The sequence below is a fragment of the Bradyrhizobium sp. LeoB3 genome, from assembly GCF_055456055.1.
The window spans coordinates 101,239-118,564 of sequence record NZ_JBVBEF010000004.1; the positions used below are offsets into that span (position 1 = coordinate 101,239).

General features: G+C 63.5%; 15 protein-coding genes. 7 read left to right on the forward strand and 8 right to left on the reverse strand.

What is annotated here, in order from left to right:
• Nucleotides 1–14: 14 nt before the first annotated feature.
• Entirely contained in the window at nucleotides 15–347 is a 333-nt protein-coding gene (locus tag ACZXDY_RS06020) for a hypothetical protein (protein ID WP_464344847.1), read from the reverse strand.
• A 287-nt stretch (nucleotides 348–634) separates the two neighbouring features.
• On the opposite strand from ACZXDY_RS06020, the gene ACZXDY_RS06025 reads away from it, so the two are divergent.
• The 3 genes from ACZXDY_RS06025 (at nucleotide 635) to ACZXDY_RS06035 (ending at nucleotide 3,672) form a co-directional block, all read left to right on the forward strand.
• Nucleotides 635–1,411 carry a L,D-transpeptidase gene (locus tag ACZXDY_RS06025; RefSeq protein WP_028168848.1) on the forward strand — a complete coding sequence of 259 codons (777 nt, stop codon included), beginning with the start codon at nucleotides 635–637 and terminating at the stop codon, nucleotides 1,409–1,411.
• Between the two features lie 252 nt (nucleotides 1,412–1,663).
• Nucleotides 1,664–1,918, forward strand: coding sequence for an acyl carrier protein (locus ACZXDY_RS06030; protein WP_028168850.1), 255 nt, complete (start codon nucleotides 1,664–1,666; stop codon nucleotides 1,916–1,918).
• Nucleotides 1,919–1,950: 32 nt separating this feature from the next.
• Nucleotides 1,951–3,672 (forward strand): fatty acyl-AMP ligase, encoded by a 1,722-nt coding sequence (locus ACZXDY_RS06035; protein WP_464344848.1) that lies wholly within the window; start codon nucleotides 1,951–1,953, stop codon nucleotides 3,670–3,672.
• On the opposite strand, the gene ACZXDY_RS06040 is transcribed toward ACZXDY_RS06035, so the two are convergent.
• The 4 genes from ACZXDY_RS06040 to ACZXDY_RS06055 all read right to left on the reverse strand — a co-directional run bounded on the left by ACZXDY_RS06040 (nucleotide 3,673) and on the right by ACZXDY_RS06055 (nucleotide 9,439).
• The gene (locus ACZXDY_RS06040) at nucleotides 3,673–4,683 is read right to left on the reverse strand and encodes a hypothetical protein (RefSeq protein WP_464344849.1); all 1,011 of its coding nucleotides are present in this window, start codon (nucleotides 4,681–4,683) and stop codon (nucleotides 3,673–3,675) included.
• Nucleotides 4,658–6,040, reverse strand: coding sequence for an MBOAT family O-acyltransferase (locus ACZXDY_RS06045; protein ID WP_464344850.1), 1,383 nt, complete (start codon nucleotides 6,038–6,040; stop codon nucleotides 4,658–4,660). Before ACZXDY_RS06045 ends, ACZXDY_RS06040 begins: the two co-directional genes overlap by 26 nt.
• Nucleotides 6,041–6,098: 58 nt before the next feature.
• The gene (locus ACZXDY_RS06050) at nucleotides 6,099–7,007 is read right to left on the reverse strand and encodes an acyl-CoA desaturase (RefSeq protein WP_464344851.1); all 909 of its coding nucleotides are present in this window, start codon (nucleotides 7,005–7,007) and stop codon (nucleotides 6,099–6,101) included.
• 170 nt (nucleotides 7,008–7,177) lie between these two features.
• Entirely contained in the window at nucleotides 7,178–9,439 is a 2,262-nt protein-coding gene (locus ACZXDY_RS06055) for a fused MFS/spermidine synthase (protein WP_464344852.1), read from the reverse strand.
• A gap of 1,155 nt (nucleotides 9,440–10,594) precedes the next feature.
• Between ACZXDY_RS06055 and ACZXDY_RS06060 the strand changes: the two genes are divergently transcribed.
• Nucleotides 10,595–12,202 (forward strand): phytoene desaturase family protein, encoded by a 1,608-nt coding sequence (locus ACZXDY_RS06060; protein WP_464344853.1) that lies wholly within the window; start codon nucleotides 10,595–10,597, stop codon nucleotides 12,200–12,202.
• 58 nt (nucleotides 12,203–12,260) lie between these two features.
• On the opposite strand, the gene ACZXDY_RS06065 is transcribed toward ACZXDY_RS06060, so the two are convergent.
• The gene (locus tag ACZXDY_RS06065; protein ID WP_456642454.1) at nucleotides 12,261–12,533 is read right to left on the reverse strand and encodes a hypothetical protein; all 273 of its coding nucleotides are present in this window, start codon (nucleotides 12,531–12,533) and stop codon (nucleotides 12,261–12,263) included.
• A gap of 236 nt (nucleotides 12,534–12,769) precedes the next feature.
• Nucleotides 12,770–13,102, reverse strand: a complete 333-nt coding sequence (locus ACZXDY_RS06070) for an H-NS histone family protein (RefSeq protein WP_028167483.1) — start codon at nucleotides 13,100–13,102, stop codon at nucleotides 12,770–12,772.
• Between the two features lie 574 nt (nucleotides 13,103–13,676).
• Between ACZXDY_RS06070 and ACZXDY_RS06075 the strand changes: the two genes are divergently transcribed.
• Nucleotides 13,677–14,564, forward strand: coding sequence for a 50S ribosomal protein L11 methyltransferase (locus tag ACZXDY_RS06075; RefSeq protein ID WP_464344854.1), 888 nt, complete (start codon nucleotides 13,677–13,679; stop codon nucleotides 14,562–14,564).
• 347 nt (nucleotides 14,565–14,911) lie between these two features.
• Nucleotides 14,912–15,073, forward strand: coding sequence for a hypothetical protein (locus ACZXDY_RS06080; RefSeq protein ID WP_464344855.1), 162 nt, complete (start codon nucleotides 14,912–14,914; stop codon nucleotides 15,071–15,073).
• A 31-nt stretch (nucleotides 15,074–15,104) separates the two neighbouring features.
• Here the strand turns inward: ACZXDY_RS06080 and ACZXDY_RS06085 are convergent, their stop codons facing one another.
• The gene (locus tag ACZXDY_RS06085; RefSeq protein ID WP_028167486.1) at nucleotides 15,105–15,290 is read right to left on the reverse strand and encodes a hypothetical protein; all 186 of its coding nucleotides are present in this window, start codon (nucleotides 15,288–15,290) and stop codon (nucleotides 15,105–15,107) included.
• A gap of 192 nt (nucleotides 15,291–15,482) precedes the next feature.
• Between ACZXDY_RS06085 and ACZXDY_RS06090 the strand changes: the two genes are divergently transcribed.
• Nucleotides 15,483–17,312: an aminopeptidase P family protein gene (locus ACZXDY_RS06090; RefSeq protein ID WP_464344856.1), complete on the forward strand. Its 1,830-nt coding sequence runs from the start codon at nucleotides 15,483–15,485 to the stop codon at nucleotides 17,310–17,312.
• Nucleotides 17,313–17,326: the final 14 nt, after the last annotated feature.

Genomic DNA, 17,326 nt, shown 5'->3' on the forward strand with positions numbered 1-17,326 from the left:
GTCCCTCACGACGATCAGCGATAGCAGCGGAAATGGCCGGAGCGGGTGTAGTAGCCGCGGCAGCGATGGCCACGGTGCCAACCGCGATTGGGCAGGCCGAGCACGCCATTGACCGCACCCACGGCGCCGCCGACGCCGGCGCCAACCGCACCCCCAACCACGCCGCCGACCGGACCGGCGATCCGATTGCCCTCGTAGGCTCCCTCGTGCGCGCCGCGCACGATGCCCTGGGCATGTCCCAGATGAGGCATCGCAAGCAATGCAACGATGATGGCGCCGGCCGCAAGCATGAGCCGCGCCGGCGTGACATCAGGCAGCGCCAGCGTCTTGACCTTGGTCTTCTTCATCACAATTCCCAAAAATGCACGGCAAATTGTACCGTCAGGCGGGAGTGTGAAACGCCCTTGCGGCCAAATGGTTGCGCGTCTGTGACGAATTCGAGTCGTGTGCTCACACTCGCGAAAAAGTCAGCAGGCCAGCGTTGGATTTCTCCGACGACGCCTTGCTTGCGCCGCTCGTTATATTAACGATGCATGGCCGGGCTACTGGAACCCGAGCCGGATTCCGGGCATAGTGCTTGCCGGGGACGGAGAACCGCGGCGCTGCAATGTTAGGCCTGGAGGGCCAAAGTAAGATGCGTACGTTCCTCGTTGCTTTCACCGCCCTGACGCTGGCTTTTGCCGGCGCCGCACAGGCCAAAGTCGCCATCACCGTCGACAAGGATAACCAGCAGATGACCGTCGCGGTCGACGGCGTTGAGCGGTATCGCTGGCCGGTCTCGACCGGCATCCCCTCCTACGAGACGCCGAACGGCAGCTTCCGCACTTTCCGTATGGAGGAAGACCACTACTCCAAGGAATTCGACGACGCGCCGATGCCGCACTCGATCTTCTTCACCAAGATCGGGCACGCGATTCACGGCACCGATTCCGTCAACCGCCTCGGCAGCCCTGCCTCGCATGGCTGCGTGCGATTGTCGCGCGAACATGCAGCCACGCTCTACGCCCTGGTACAGGAGCAAGGCGTGCTCAACGCCACGGTGACGCTGACCGGCTCCTCGCAGGTGGCGCTCGCGCGTAATCCGAAACGCGGCAACACCGCGGTCGCCCGCCGCGCGCCGCAGCCATATGACCAGCAATATGACGCTGTTGCCGGCGATCCTGTGATGATCTCACCGCAACAGCAGCAGCAATTGCCGCAGGCCCGTGCCGACGACGGCTACATCTATCCGGCCGACGGCAGCTCCAATGCGCAGGTGTATCCGGCGCCGCGCAGCCGCCGCGTCTATGATACGCAGACCTATTATCGCCAACCGCAACAACCGCAGCAATATTCCGACCGCTACGCGCCGGCGCCGCAAGGCTATTACTATCCGCCGCGGCCGCGCGGGTTCTTCACTTACCAGGACTGACCAGCGCCGAGTTGGTCGGCACGACAGAGCGGGATGGCTGCGTCATCCCGCTCTTTTTCCTTCTGCGCCCAATTTCCATGCCTAATCTTTGCCTGTGCGCGAACGCCTCGCATTCCCCTGAAACTCCGCTTTACGCCAATGCGATCCTGCACGTCCGGATCGTGCATGATCCTCATCAACACGCCTGCGTGAGCCCAAATTGACAACGACCGCCGTGTCCGTATTGTGTCTAGTTGTTTCGCTGGATTTCCCATGACACAAGAAGAAATTTCCGGTTTTTGCGTGGATTCGCTTGCAAAAGTGCTGCGGATCGCCAAGGACCGGATCAAGACCGATACCAAGTTCAACCGGCTCGGGCTCGACTCGGCGATGGTCGTCTATGTCATGATGGAACTCGAGGAGAAACTCGACCTCGAGCTTTCGACCGACGACTTCTACGACTATCCGACCGTCGACGCGCTGTCGCGTTACCTCGCTGAAAAGCTCGCAGCCCGCTCCGCTGCCTGACCCCTAATCGTCGCCGGATATCATTGACCAAGATGGAGACGTTTTCCTCGCTGGTGGCGCTGCTGGCAAAGCGGGCGGAAACGCAGCCCGATGCGCGCGCCTACATCTTCCTCTCCGACCGCGGGGCGGAGGAAGCCATCCTCACCTTTCGCGAGCTGCATGACGCTGCCCGCGCGCTGGCGGCGCGGCTTGGCGAAGTCACCCGGCCGGGCGATCGCGCGATGCTGGTGTTTCCGCCCGGTCTCGAATTCGTCGTCGCCTTCTTCGGCTGCCTGATCGCGCGTGTGATCGCAGTGCCGATGATGATGCCGCGGCGGCAGAGTGCGCGCGACTCCAGCGCCGCGATCATGGCCAATTGCGAACCTGCAATCGCGCTCACCAGTTCGGCCTTCGCCATCCGCGGCGATCTGCAGGAGCGGTTTTCGCGCGAAGGCCTGCAGTGGCTGGCCGTCGATCTCGACACGACGCCGGCGCAGCCTGCGGCCGATCTGCCGCTTCCAGCGCGAGAGGATATCGCCTTCCTGCAATACACCTCGGGCTCGACGTCCGAGCCCAAGGGCGTCGCCGTCAGCCACGGCAACCTGCTCGCCAATCTCGAGATGATCCGCATCTCGCTCGGCAACACCGAGCAGTCGACCTATGTCAATTGGGTGCCTCTCTATCACGACATGGGGCTGATCCTGAACACACTGGAGGCGCTCTATGTCGGAGCGCTCTGCGTGCTGATGGCGCCGAACGCCTTCACCCAGCGCCCACTCAACTGGCTACGCGCGATCAGCGATTATCGCGCCGAGGTCGCCTGCTGCCCGAATTTCGGCTACGACCTCTGCGTCAGCCGCTACCGCGCCGACCAGATGCAGGGCGTCGATCTCTCCTCCTGGAAGATCGCGCTCAACGGCGCCGAGCCGGTGCACGCCGAGACGATCAAGCAATTCATCGAGACCTTCGCCGCTCACGGCTTCGATCCTCGCGCCACCTTTCCGGCCTATGGCATGGCGGAAGCGACGCTCTTGATCTCCGGCGGCAGCCGCGGCGCCGGCCATGTGACGCGCGACGTTAGCCGCGCCGCGCTGCAGGCGCATCGGGCCGAAGCGCCGGCTGATGCGGCGGATAGCCAGACGCTGGTCGGCTGCGGCCGCGCGCTCGAAGGCGAGCGGATCGCGATCGTCGATCCCGACACCTGCGCGCGCCTGCCCGTGGACCAAGTCGGCGAGGTCTGGGTCAACGGTGCCAACGTCGCGGGCGCCTATTGGAAGAATCCGGAAGCGACCCGGACCGGCCTGCACGCGCGCATCGCGGGCGATGACGACGGCGCGAGCTGGCTGCGCACCGGCGACCTCGGCTTCCTGGATCGGACGGGTGAAGTCTTCATCACCGGACGGATCAAGGACTTGATCATCGTCCGCGGCATCAACCACTATCCGCAGGATCTCGAGCGCACGGTGCAGGCGGCACATGCCGCGCTGCGGGCCAATTGCGGCGCGGCGTTCTCCGTCAGCGACGAGCACGGCGACGAAACGCTTGTCGTCGTGCAGGAGGTCGAGCGCACCGAGCGCAACCGCATCGACGGCGCCGAAATGAAGGGCCTGATCCGCGAGCACGTCACCGACCAGCACGAATTGTTCGCGCGCCATATCGTGTTGATCCGGCCGGGCACGCTGCCGAAGACCACCAGCGGCAAGATCCAGCGCAGCCTGGCGCGCCGGCTGTGGTCCGAAGGCCGGTTCGAAGATCTCGCCGCCGACGCGGATTGATCAAAAGTCGATCTTCGCCGCTTCGCCATCGCGGATACTGGCGACGATGCCCTCCTGTATCTTGCTAGCGATGCTCGGGCGGTAGTGGATGAAATCGGCAAAATTCGCGCGGTCGCGGGTCAGCGCGTTGTCGATGCGGTAGTTGATGAAATTGCTGTTCGGCCGGCCGGCCACGACGCGCTTCAGAGCCGCGTTGCACGCCTCACGGTCCGCCGCAGCGGGCGTGCCGGGCTGCGGCATCTTGCTTTGCAGGGTCGGCGGCACGACGATCACGACGCTGGTCTCGGGCGAAAGTTTCTTGACGAGCGCATCGAGCCGCGCGACCTCGGGAAGCGTCTCGCGCTCCGCGACGGTGGTCGCAGGCGGCGGATCGCGCGGCGCGTTAGTCTCGCGGAACGTGCCGGGCAGCCAGATATCCTCGTAGCTGAAGAAGCCGGAGGGGTCCCGGAGCCGGTGCCATCCGAGACCGATCGATATCCGCTGGAAGGCGTGCTCGATCGCTGGCCATGACAGCAAGCGAGCCGCATAGGCGATCCGGCTTTGGTCATAGAGCCAATCCGGGAACGCGCCCGGCGGCGACTGCGCCGGAACGTGAGCGCACCAATAGGGATCGACGACGAAGACCAGCGCTCCCACCCGCGGGTGATTGCGCAGGAACAAATCGAGCGCCGTGAGCTGCTCCTGCGGATTGGCGCCGGTCAGATAGAGCTGCACGAAGCGCAGCCCGGTCGCCTTGGACAACTCGGCCGGCTGCAGCATCTGCGCGGTCGAATTGCCGATGATGGCAGAATCGAAATTAGGATCGCGCGCGCGGCTCGGCGTTGCCGTGAAGGTATTGTGGTCGTCGACGCCTCTGATCCCGAGCAGGCCGAACTTGCCGGTGTCATAGGGATCGACCAGGATCATCAGCGCGTAGACCAGCACCAAGCCGATCACGAGCGTCCTGACGCAGTTGGCCAGGCAACGCCCCCATTCGGGCGACGTGTCAGAACTGGTAGTAGGCGAAGCCACGAACGTTCCCTTCTCCGAGCAAGATCAGGATAGCAAGCAAGCCGAGGCCGCCCACCACGCCAAGCCAGGGTCGCGGCCGCTGCATCACGCGTTCGACCATGTCCTGGGTCGCCGGCAGCAGGAAAGCCATCAACGGGACAATCACGAGCGGCCACAAACGCTTCCCCTCCGACAGATTGGGCGGAACGGCGAGGCCGTGGAAGATGTTCAACGCCGCATCCAGCGTGCCGGCGCGGAAGAACACGCCGGTCAGAAGCACGAAGATCACCGTCAGCGCCCATCCGGCGAGCGCGGGCAGCCGCGGCCCGTAGCGGCGCCACAGCGAGCAGACCACCAGCGCCAAGCCATGCAGCGTGCCCCACAGCACGAAGGTCCAGCTCGCGCCGTGCCAGAGGCCGCACAGCGCCATGGTCAGTACCATCACCGCGAAATATTGCAGTTGGTAGAAGCGCCGCGGCACCATGCGCTTGTTGGCGAGCGGAAAGAACAGGTATTCGCGCAGGAACGTCATCAAGGTGATGTGCCAGCGCTGCCAGAAATCCTGGATGCTGGTGGAGCGGAACGGCGCGTCGAAATTGTACGGCAGCTTGACGCCGAACAACAGGCCGAGCCCGACCGCGATGTCGGAATAGCCGGCGAAGTCGTAGAGGATCTGGATGCCGAAGCCGAGCGCAAGCCATGCGTCGCCATTGCTCACCGGACCTTCGAGCGCCCGCGCATAGATCGGATCGATCAGCTTCGCGATGCGGTCGCCGAGCAGGATCTTTTCGACGAGCCCGATCAGGATGAAGGCGATGCCGATGCAGAATTGGCGCTGCCAGCCCGGCGCATAGACGATCTTGCCGAACTGCTCCATCACCTGCGACCAGCGCACCAGCGGTCCGGCCAGCGCCTGCGGGAAGAAGGAGATGTAAAGCGCGTAGCGGTTCAGTGAATAGGTCGGCGCCTTTCCCTTGCGCAGGTCGACCAGATACATGATGTGGTGGAAGGTGAAGAAGGAGATGCCGAGCGGCAGCACGATGTCGAGCACCGGCATCGGCCGGCCGAGCGCAAGGCCGATATTGTAGACGAGGAAGTTGGCGTATTTGAACCAGCCGAGGACGCCGAGATTGGCAACGATCGCAACGGTGATGATCCACGGCATCTTGGTCCTGGCATAGGTCATCGCCGCAATCCAGTTGATCAGGATCGACAGGATCAGCAGCAGGACGAAGGGCGGATTGCCGTAGGCGTAGAACACCAGCGACATCGCAACGAGCGTCCAGATCCGCCACTGCGGATGCGGATCGACAAATCGATAGATCAGGATTGCCGCCGGCAGGAAGCCCAGCAGGAAGGGGTAGTCGTTGAACAGCATCAGCCGGCAATCTCAGGCATGACCCGGGTTACTCACCTTATCCGCCGGAAGCCGACGACTATCCGTGCTCGAGCTCGGCCACGTCGGACGCCGGCTCGTGCAGCCGGCGCAGCGCGATCTTCTCCGCACTCGGCACCTTGACGTTCCAGGCCAGTCCCAGCGCGGCAAGCACTCGGATGAAGAGATAGCCGGGATCGAATTCGAACCATCGCAACCCGAACGCCGCCGAATAAGGAAAGGCATGGTGATTATTGTGCCACCCCTCGCCCCACGCCAACCATGCCATTACGCCGAGATTGCGGCTGTTGTCACCCCGGGTGCGGTAGGGACGTGCACCGAATGTGTGCATGACGGAGTTGATCGCCGACATCGCCTGTTCGACCGCGAACATGCGCACCACGCCGCCCCAGAGGAACCCGGCCACCGCGCCCCATAGGCTGCCGGCGACCAACCCGCCAATGGCGGTCGGGATCAACAGCCCCACCAGCACCCAGGCGTAATAGTAGCTGTTGACCCGGACCAGCACCGGCTGCGCCATCAGGTCCGGAACGTAATGGGCGACATTCGGGTAATCATGCTCGATCATCCAGGTCAAATGCGCATGCAGGAAGCCGCGCAGACGGCCGAGCAAGCTCTCGCCAATGCAGATTGGGCGAATGCAGGTCTCCCTCGTGATCGCTGAGTTCGTGGTGGCGACGATGCATGGCGGCCCAGGATACCATCGACCCCGCCCGGCCATCGAGCCCATGATGATCAGCATCGCGCTCACGGCTGTCCCGGTTGTGAAGGCGCGGTGCGTGAACAACCGGTGATAGCCGACGGTGAGGCCGAGGCCTGTGACCAGCCACATCGCGAAGAACAGGCTGATTTCGAGCGACCCGATCGGGCGATAGAACAGGGCGCCAAGCGCGATCAATGTCCCGATGAATGGCAATACATCGAGCAGGATAAAATGCTGCCGCTGCAATCGATGAAAATGCCGGCTCCGGATAATCCGATGGTCGCGCATGAATAATGGAACAATTGGGAAACAAGTTCCATCAGTATAGAGTCGGCCCCCCGCCCGCAACCATTGCGACGGATTTGCCCTGCAGATCGCGAACGCGGGCGGCGGGTGTTGCAAAAATATCGAGCTCACTACTCGCCGTCGCGCAATCGCCGGTAAACCGCGCCCAGGATGTTGGAATAGTCGTCGGTCCAGACCCGCTGCTTTTCATCGGCCTCGGTTTCGGTCCACGAGTCGGACGAGGCGAGCTTGCCGACATCGGCCTCCTCGCGGGCGGAGATCACGACCGAGGTCGAGAAAATGTACTCGCTGTCACGGCCGGAATCCTCGCTGTAGACCCAGCTCTTGAGGTCGTTGGCCTCGGCGATGCCGACCACGACGCTGGAAAGCTCGAGGTGGCGGTTGGAGACGTGCATCACCACCGCGCCCTGCGGCGCCAGCTTGGCCTTGTAGATCGCCATCGCCTCCTCCGTCGCCAGATGGATCGGGATCGCGTCGGACGAATAGGCATCGACGATGATGAGGTCGTAGATGCCATCAGGCTCGCGAGCGAAGGTGAGCCTGGCATCGCCGATCACCGGCTTCAGGTCAGGGGCGCAATTCTGGATGTAGGTGAAATATTTCGGATCGCGCGCGGTATCGACCATGGTCTGGTCGATCTCGAAGAACTTCCATTGTTCGCCCGGCTCTGCGGCGCAGGTGAGCGTGCCTGAGCCGAGTCCGATCACGGCCACCTTAAGCGGAGCGCCCTTGCGCTCGCGCATCGCCGTGATCGCCTGCCCGATGCCGCCGTCCTTGTGATAGTACGTAATGGGTTCGGGCCGGCCGGTTGCCGGCGTGCCGTTGTCGTTCTTGAAGCGCTCGGCGCCGTGAATGGTGGTGCCGTGCATCAGCACGTGATATTGGCCGTTCGGCGTCACCACGATCTTGTGCACGCCGAAGAAGCTGCGCACGGTCTCGACCCGGCCGTTATCGGAGGGGTAAGCGCGCAACAGCAGCAGCGCCACCACGACGGTCGCGAAGATCTTCCAGCGGCTCGCGTTGAGCGTAAGCGCCAGCAGCGCCGAGAGCACGCCGACCGCGCCGATCACCCACGACCGCCGCTCGTCCAACCAGTTGAACAGCGTCCCGGTTGAATAGGACGGCACGATCAGCGCGACCGCGAGCACGGCAAGGAACGGCCAGTACCAGGCACTCCAGCGCGGCAGCCGCTCTCCCCCGCCGGACGGCCGGCACAGCGCGGCGAGCGCCAGCAGGATCGGGTATTCCGCCACCCAGGAGAAGGCAAACGGCGCGATCAGGCCTGCGAACAGGCCGCCGACCATGCCGCCGAACGACAGCGCCACGTAGAAGCCGGTGAGGTATTTTGCTGCCGGCCGGGTCCGCGCCAATTCGCCATGGCAGGCCATCGCGATGATGAAAAAGGCGAGCTGGTGACCGCCCAGCGTCAGCAGCAGACTCTGTTCGCCACCAACCGCAAGCAGGATGACGACGCACGCAATTGCGATTGGCTGCGCGCGCAGCATGAACTCATGCGAAAACAGCGGGCGCGACTGGAACACCAGCACCCAGGTCAAGAGGTAAAGCGACAGCGGCAAGACCCAGAGCAGCGGCGCTGCCGCAACGTCGGTCGAGATGTGCGCGGTCACGGCGATCAGAAGGCCCGAAGGCACCGCGGCAAGGAAGATCCAGCGCAAACGCAACAGCCAGGAGGGTGCCGGCGCATCGGCATCATCGACCGGCAAATTCAGCGCCGCCGCGCTCGCGGACGAACGCATCAACAGCACGCCGCAACCCGCGATCAAGAGGATCAGCAGGCCATAACCGCCGGTCCAGATCAGGTTTTGCGTGCGCAGCGTGAACATCGGCTCCAGCAGCACCGGATAGGACAGCAGCGCGAGAAAGCTGCCGATGTTCGAAGACGCATAAAGGAAGTACGGATCCGGACCGTTGGGATGGCCGGTGCGCACAAACCAGGCCTGCAGCAGCGGGTTGTTGGCGGCGAGCGCGAAGAACGGCAGGCCGATCGAGACCGCGAACAGGCCAAGCAACCAGAACGCGTAACCTGAGGTCGGTGGATCGCCCCAGCCGCTCTGGATCGCGAGCGGCAGCGTCAGCATGGCCGCGACCAAAAGCAAGAGATGCACCGCGACCGGAGCCGCGCGGCTCTTCAGCTTCATCAAATAGTGCGCGTAGGCGTAGCCCGCGAGCAGCAGCGACTGGAAGAACACCATCGCCACCGACCACACCGCCGGTGAGCCGCCGAGCCGCGGCAGCACCATCTTGGTGAACAGCGGCTGCACCGAGAACAACAGGAGCGCGCTGACGAAGATCGCGGTGGTGTAGACGATCAACACCAGCCGGTTTTGCGCGGCGGACGGCTTGGAAATCATGAAAGCTCCGGCTTGGGGCCCGGCGGACGCCGGCGGCGAGATTTCCGGCGCATGCACGCCAGAGGTTTCAATTGAGCATATGACGGCATGGCCGGCAATGTAACCCGGTCACGTGGACTTGACGATATGCCAGTGCGGAGCGACGGAACGAATGATGGGTTTCGCTCTACCCATCCTACGATTCTGTAAACCTCGCACGGCTGTCGTCCCCGCGAAAGCGGGGACCCATAACCACAGGGAGGCGTTGTGGTGCGAGCAAGCAGTTGCAGCGGAGCAAACAATAAATGCCTGTGGTTATGGGTCCCGGGTCAAGCCCGGGACGACGTGGGGTGAGGTTCGGATTCAAATTGCAAACAGCAGTGGGGATGCGAGTCCGCGTTCTCGCGGCGCATTGCGCCCGAGGTTTGCGTTCGTTTCACCCTCTCATCGAACAGAGGGCGCAGGGAAAGCCGGGTGCTGGTTGCACCCATGGGTCCCGTGCAGCAAAAAGCACGGGGGTAGGACCACAGGTTCAACCGAAGCATTCCGGCCTTCCCTGCGCGATGGTGTTACGGTTTCCTTCGCGCTCTCCCCGGTGACCGGGCTTTCTTGCCACCGTCGTCCGCGGCAGCTCTTGCTGCTCGCGAGCTTAGCGCCAGCGTCGGGGCGCCAGGACCACACGACTTCGCCGTCCGTGAATGCCACGCTCGTCAGTCGTGACCCCCGCGTCCACCGCATCTCACCGCAACGTTCGTGACGATCGCGACCCGCCCCTCATCCGCCGTGAGACGCGCGGAGTCATAGTGCTGATTTGCCCGACGACGAAAGCGGAATGTTTTTTACGCCAGGACTGGACGGGGCAAATCACGTTGATTGGATTAAGGAAAATCGTGCGAATGACACGACGCCATCATGCCCGGGCTTGTCCCGGGCATCCACGTCCTTTGGCTCCGTGCGCGGAGAGAACGTGGATGGCCGGGTCAAGCCCGGCCATGACGGAGGAGAGGATTGCGCGATGCGTCCCACTGTCATTCCGGGGCGTCCGAAGGACGAGCCCGGAATGACGGAGCGGATGGAGGGCGTCCCGGAATGATGGAGCGGGCGAGTGGCGAAATAACTCGTGGCTTGTGCGCAACGATGGGTTACTGGCAAGCTCCTTAAGAAAATGAAGCTGACATGAACGAAACGGACGTCGTCATCATCGGTGCCGGGCATAATGGCCTCACCTGCGCGGCCTATCTCGCGATGGCGGGGTTGCGCGTGAAAGTGGTCGAGCGCCGCAAGGTGGTGGGCGGTGCGGCGGTGACGGAAGAATTCCATCCCGGATTCCGCAACTCGGTCGCCGCCTATACGGTGAGCCTGCTCAATCCGAAGGTCATTGCCGATCTCAGGCTCGCCGAGCACGGCCTGCGGATCGTCGAACGACGCGCGCAAAACTTTCTTCCGTCCCCCGACGGCAGCCATCTCCTCACCGGCGAAGGCCGCACCACCGAAGCCGTCGCCAGGCTCAGCGCGCATGATGCGGAGGAGATCGGCATCTTCTCGCGCCAGCTCGAGGCAATCGCCGACGTGCTGCGCCAGTTCGTGTTGCGCGCACCGCCGAACCTCGTCGAGGGATTTGGCGCGGACGCGCTCCGCGAGGCCTTCAACGCGCTCGGCTCCGCCAACCTCTTGCGCAAGCTTTCGCTGGAACAGCAGCGCGACCTGCTCGACCTCTTCACCCGCTCGGCCGGCGAGATGCTGGACGAGCGGTTCGAGAACGACCTGGTAAAAGCGCTGTTCGGCTTCGATGCCATCGTCGGCAATTATGCGAGCCCCTATGCCGCCGGCTCGGCTTACGTGATGCTGCATCACGCCTTCGGCGAGGTGAACGGCAAGAAAGGCGTGTGGGGCCACGCGATCGGCGGCATGGGCGCGATCACGCAGGCGATGGCGGCCGCGGCACGCGCGCATGGCGCCGAGATCGAAGTGGATAGCGGCGTGCGCGAAGTGATGGTTGAGAACGGCCGCGCCGCCGGTGTCGTGCTCGACAACGGCACCGCCATTCGCGCCAAGTACGTTGCCGCCAACGTCAATCCGAAACTGCTCTACACGCAGCTGCTGCCGGCGGGCGCGCTGGCGCCGGAATTCCTGCAGCGCATGTCGCGCTGGCGCAACGCCTCCGGCACCTTTCGCATGAATGTCGCGCTAGCCGCCCTGCCCTCCTTCACCGCATTGCCGGGCGCAGGCGATCACCTCACCGCCGGCATCATCATCGCGCCGAGCCTTGGCTACATGGACCGCGCATGGCTTGATGCGCGCAGCTTTGGCTGGAGCCGCGAGCCCATCGTCGAAATGCTGATCCCCTCGACGCTGGACGACAAGCTGGCGCCGGCGGGACAGCATGTCGCGAGCCTGTTCTGCCAGCACGTCGCGCCGGAACTGCCGGGCCACAAATCCTGGGACGATCATCGCGATGAGGTTGCCGATCTCATGATCGCGACGGTCGACAGATACGCGCCCGGCTTTGCCGCAAGCGTCATCGGCCGGCAGGTGCTCTCTCCGCTCGACTTGGAGCGGCAATTCGGCCTATTGGGCGGCGATATCTTCCACGGCGCGCTGACGCTGAACCAGCTCTTCTCCGCCCGCCCGATGCTCGGCCATGCCGACTACCGCGGCCCGCTCAAGGGGCTCTATCACTGCGGTTCCGGCGCTCATCCCGGCGGCGGCGTCACCGGCGCGCCCGGTCACAACGCCGCGCAGGTGATCCTGGGCGATCATCGCTCCCTGTTCGCAAGGCGTTGAAAAGCCTGTGGACAGGGTGTGGATATCAGGTGGATGCGGATGTGCATCCATCTCCCGGTCAAGCCGCCGCGGGCCGCGACACGTCGCGATCGTCGGCAAACAGCGTTTCGAGCAGCTTCACAAGCTGCTCCCGCCCCTGGCTCGGCTGGCTCAGGAATTCCGCGAGCTCGATCTCGTCGGTCTCGATGGCATACCCGGCACCGCGGAAGTCACCCCGCTTCTTTTCGTGCTCGACGAACAGCCGGCTGGCTTCGGTATCGAACGCCAGGCGCCAGCGGTCCTCGTCGGCACCTTCCGAGCGCTGATAGAGCGGCCGTCTTAACAGGGACATGGGACTCTCCTTGTTTTGTCAGCCAGCCTATCACGACTTCGCTTGCTTCACCTCGCCCGCTTGCGGGAGAGGAGCGCAGCATCATCGCGGCGGCATTTCAACCTGATCGGATCACACTCTAGTCAGGTGGAGAACCCTGTTGAAAACCCCGGCATTCTCGGCTGGCAACTTCTCCATGACGGCCCGTGCACGCGCCGGAAGACAATCGCGTCGCGAACTACGGTGATCGATCCGGTTTAGCGCCGCTTGCGGCGGCCGGGGCGATCGATGAGAAAATCGTCCAGCTTGGAGCCGGTACCAAGTCGCTTTGCCAGCCATAGAGGCTGTTTGCCGCGACCCGACCACGTCTCGCCAGGGTTTTTCGGGTTCCGATACTTCGGGAGAACCTTTGGATAAGGGCGGCGGCTACGATCTGGTTTCGCGGCTTCGCCGGGCGACTGAAGCTTGCTCAGCCGGTCCTCGAGCGTGGCTTTCTCGGTGATTATGCGTTGCGTCAGCTCGGCCGCTACTCGTTCATGAAGCGCCCACAGTTGGTCTGTGGACATGGATCGGAAGCCGTTATTTTTCATCGAGTCGCGCCCAGGAATAAAAACAGAGCGCACTTACCAACGACGCCGGACACAAACAAGCGTCCAGATACCACTTGGCGCATCCCTCACAGGGAGAAGTTCCGCTTCCTGTCGTCAAGACATCAGACTCGCGCATTCAGGCGGCCGCGATGACGTCCTGTCCTCTCGCTTCGAGGCCGCCTGGAAGATGTTTGCCGTCGCCTGGCAAGCGCCCTCGCTTCCGCCTCTCGCACCTGTCGTCGAAGGTCGTGAAGTTCAGCAACGCGTTGGGCTATCAGCTTCACGCTCCTGCGAAGAATTCTGGCCGAGAACCTTTTACAACCACTCATTATTACTCCTAAATAAAACAACTGTAAATTTAATAAAAGCAACTGGGTACCATCATGCATTGTTCATATGAACTTTCAATTGTAGGAAAACCACGGGCTTTTGGCACGCACGCGTACCCGCTCCGAGAGCCCGATCAAAGAGTTACTCGAAGTTTCGGCTCCCTACTGCCTCGCCGGAATCCAAGATGATAATGCGATCGTGGTTAATGCTGACGTTCCGGATGAAGTCGAAACGGTTACCCTAAATGCTACCGAAACCTACCCATCGTGCCAGCCTCGCGCTTCCCGACGAGCAGACCGCCAGGCGGCTGGTCGACACGCTGACCGAGATATTCTTCGAGGGCGAGACGGCGATTGCCGCGTTCGAGCGGCCGGACGGGCGCTGGGAAGTCACCGCGCATTTTGCCGATGCGCCGGACCAGGCGCTGATGCGCGAGCTCGTCGCCAATGCGGCCGGCGAAGACCTCGCCAAGACCATTGCCTTCGACACCGTCGAGGCCAAGGACTGGGTCAAGGCCAGCCTCGAGGACCTCGTCCCCGTCCCCGCCGGGCGCTTCGTCGTGCACGGCCAGCACGACCGCACCCGCGTGCCGCCGAACAAGCTCGGCATCGAGATCGAGGCCGCGCTGGCCTTCGGCACCGGCCACCACGGCACCACGCGCGGCTGCCTCTTACTGCTCGATCACATGCTGAAGGCGCATCATCCGCGCCGCGTGCTCGACCTCGGCACCGGCACCGGTGTGCTGGCGATCGCCGCGGCGAAGGCGCTGCACGGCACAGTGCTGGCAAGCGACATCGATCCGCCATCGGTCAACGTGGCGCGTGAGAATGCCGAACTGAACGAGACCGGCCACCTCGTGACGACGATCCGCGCCACCGGCTTCTCGGCGCCGCAATTTTCCCAGCATGGCCCGTTCGACCTCGTGCTCGCAAACATCCTGGCCAATCCGCTGCGGCAATTGGCTGCTACGATGGCGCGCCATCTCGCGCCTTCCGCGCACGTGATCTTGTCGGGGCTCCTGACGCATCAGGCGAGAGGCGTGATCGCCGCGTACCGCGCGCGCGGGCTGGTACCGTTACGGCATCTGAAAATCGAGGGATGGAGCAGCCTGCTGCTGCGCTCGGTTAAGTGAGCCCTCTGGCAAGGGAATGCGGAGATTGCACGCTTTGCTGCAAGGTCATGACGATCGAGACGCTCGCGAAGCCGGCAGGAGCGTGGTGCCCGGAATGCAAGCCTGGGCGCGGATGCCAGAGTTATGAGAACCGACCGGCTGAGTGCCGATCGTTCAATTGCCTGTGGCTGACCGATCAGCGATTTGGACCACACTGGAAGCCGAGCAAGTCGAAACTCGTGCTGACGACGTCTCAGGATGGGATCGAAATCCGGTGCGATCCTGGCTTTCCGGACGCTTGGCGACGGGAGCCGATCCGAAGCGAGATCACAAAGCTCGCTGTTTCCGGCGAGGAGCATGACGTCACCGTGCTCGTCATCATCGGAGCAAAGATGATGCTCGTAACGCCCGATCGCGAGTTCGATCTGGGTGTCGTCGGGCCCTATCAGAGGATCGTTCGGGAGCTGGAAGGAAACCGGGTGATCGGCGCAAGCGTAGTGAAAGTTTCCGATCTGGACGAACGGATGTGAAATGTACCCCGCAGGCGGTCGCAAGAAAGGCCTATTCGGCCGCCTTGTTTTTGCCGAGCGCGGTTTCGCCCTTCTCCGCCTTCAGCCGGCGCCTGACGCGCCGTTCCACAAAGCGATCCAGGATCTGGACGATGACACCGCGCTGCTTCTGTTCGATCGGAGCAATCGGGCCGCGGCGAACTGGCGGCGAAATCTTCTCAAAGCTGAAAGCAGGCATTGTGTATCCCCTCGCCGTTGAGTTGAGACACTCCTGGAAGCCTCCCCGGGCATTCGTTATCGAACGGCTTGCCTTGAAAACCGTTCTGTCTTTTCTAAACCTGCATGACGGTATTGAAGCACAACTTATGCCAAATTGTGGCGATATCCGCTGACATTGCGGACCTGTCCACGCAGCCATAAAGTGACTGGCATGTTCGAAGCCCATTTCCAGACGTTCGAAGAACCCGAAGGCGGCGTGGCGCTGACGGCGCGGCTGGCCGCGTTCCGCGAGGAATTGGCGCGACGGAAGCTGACCGGCTTCGTCATTCCCCGCGCCGACCAGCAGCAGAATGAATATGTTGCGCCGTCCGAGGAGCGGCTGGCGTGGCTGACCGGCTTCACCGGATCGGCGGGGCTTGCGATCGTGCTGATGCAGGAAGCCGCCTTGTTCGTGGACGGGCGCTACACGCTGCAGGCGGGCAAGCAGGTCGACCAAAAGGCCTGGCAAATCCAGCCGCTGGTCGATCCGCCGCCGGAACACTGGCTGACGAAACATCTTTCCGCCGGCGACCGCCTAGGATTTGACCCGTGGCTGCACACTTCTGCGGCAGCCGAGCGTCTCGCGGCGGCGTGCGCCAAAGCCGGAGCCGAGTTGGTTGCGGTCGACAGCAATCCCGTCGACGCGATCTGGACCGAGCGCCCGCGCCCGCCGCTCGGGCCGGTCTCCATCCACGGGCTGCCATTTGCCGGCGAGGCGGAGGCTGCAAAGGTCGAGCGGATCAGGGACGAGATCAACAAGCTCGGCGTCGATGCGCTGGTGCTGTCGGACAGCCACGCGGTGGCCTGGACGTTCAATATCCGCGGCGCCGACGTCTCGCATACGCCGCTGCCGCTCTCTTATGCGCTGGTGCCGAGAGAGGGCCGGCCGACGGTGTTCATCGATCACCGAAAACTTTCGAATCTCACGCGCGACCATCTCGAGCAATCCGCCGATGTCGAGGAGCCGGACCGGCTGACGTTGAAGCTGACGGAACTCGCGCAGCGCGGCTCCTCGATCGCGCTCGACACTGCGACCGCCGCCGACGCACTGAATCGCCTGATCACCGCTGCCGGCGGCAAGCCGGTGCGCGGCAACGATCCGGTGAGCCTGTTGAAAGCCGTGAAGAACGCCGCGGAGATCCAGGGCACGCGAACCGCGCATCAGCGCGACGCGGTGGCGCTGGCGCGATTCCTGGCCTGGATCGACCGCGAGGCGCCCGCCGGCGGGCTTACCGAGATCGACACCGTCGAGGCGCTGGAGACGTTCCGCCGCGATACCGGGGCGCTGAAGGATGTCTCATTCCCGACCATCGCCGGCACCGGGCCGAATGGCGCCATCGTGCACTACCGCGTCACCCGCAAGAGCAACCGCCGGATCGCACCCGGCGATCTGCTCTTGATCGATTCCGGCGCGCAATACGAGGACGGCACCACCGATGTCACCCGCACCATCGCGATCGGCCAGCCGACAGACGAGATGCGCGACCGCTTCACCCGGGTGCTGCGCGGCCATATCGCGATTGCGCGCGCGGTGTTCCCCGACGGCACCACGGGCGCGCAGCTCGACACGCTGGCGCGGCAATATCTCTGGCAGGCCGGCATCGATTTCGAGCACGGCACCGGCCATGGCGTCGGCAGCTATCTTTCCGTGCATGAGGGGCCGGCGCGAATCTCAAAGCTCGGCATCACGCCGCTGAAGCGCGGCATGATCCTCTCCAACGAGCCCGGCTACTACAAGACCGATGCTTACGGCATCCGGATCGAGAACCTCGAGCTCGTGATCGGCATCGAAATATCAGGCGCCGAAAAGCCGATGAACGGATTCGACACGCTGACGCTGGCACCGATCGATCGCCGGCTGATCGACGTGACGATGCTCAGCGAGGCCGAGCTGAAGTGGCTCAACGACTACCATGCCCGCGTCAGGGCCGAGGTGCGCCCGCGGCTCGACGATGACGCCACGAAGCTGTGGCTTGATGAGGCGACGGCGGCGCTGAAGTAGTTGCTGTCATTCCG